The sequence below is a fragment of the Halorubrum sp. SP9 genome, from assembly GCF_005435015.1.
In the GTDB taxonomy this organism is placed as follows: Archaea; Halobacteriota; Halobacteria; order Halobacteriales; family Haloferacaceae; genus Halorubrum; species Halorubrum sodomense.
This window is the reverse complement of record NZ_SGXU01000143.1, coordinates 1-737: the sequence shown is the minus strand read 5'-3', so window position 1 is coordinate 737 and position 737 is coordinate 1. Positions and strand designations below refer to the sequence as shown.

General features: G+C 63.0%; 1 protein-coding gene. It reads left to right on the top strand.

All coding sequences use genetic code 11. From position 1 onward, the window contains the following. A partial coding sequence (locus EXE45_RS20585; RefSeq protein WP_199233676.1) for an HNH endonuclease occupies nt 1-467 on the top strand: 467 nt, incomplete at its 5' end. Nucleotides 468-737 lie beyond the last annotated feature (270 nt).

Genomic DNA, 737 nt, shown 5'->3' with positions numbered 1-737 from the left:
CCGGCGGCACAGGCGACGAGTGCCCAAAGTGTGGTAAACGGTTCGACACAAAACACGGGCTACGCGTCCACTGGGGGCGGTCACACGACGACCTGCCACCGTGGGAAGACACCGCCAACGGTCCCGAATGTCCCGAATGCGACTACACTGCGGCCGATGGCCGCGGGCTCAAAATCCACCTATCGAAGATACACGCCATCCGCGGCGAGTTCTTCGGAAAGAATCCGGCGTCGTACCAGGGTGGTTGGGACAAGGCACGCAGAGACCAGATCGAACGCGACGGATACTGCTGCCAAAATTGCGGGATGTCCGACGACGAGCACCGCGCGGAGTACGACCGCGGCCTCGAAGTCCACCACATCGAGCCGTACCAGAGTTTCGATGACCCGAGCGCGGCGAACGCGTCGGGGAATCTGGTCACGTTGTGCGCAGCATGTCACGGCAGACGCCACGCTGAAGCCGAGTAGCCAGCAAACCGCTGCCAGCGGCCATCCCGTTCTTACTGTAGGAGGTGAGCGCCGGTGAGTAGCTCCGGCGACGGCCTCCTGGCGTTCATCAACGGCGACACGTCAGGCGGGATTCCAATCGTGAACGTCGCGAACCCGGTGAATTGGGGCCGACTCGGCCAGACGATCGGGACGTCGATTCTCGCGACCGTGGTGGTGGGGGTAACGAACATCGTTGACGCCATCACGGACGCTATCGACCGGATATTCGGCGGACTCGCGGCGTTCATC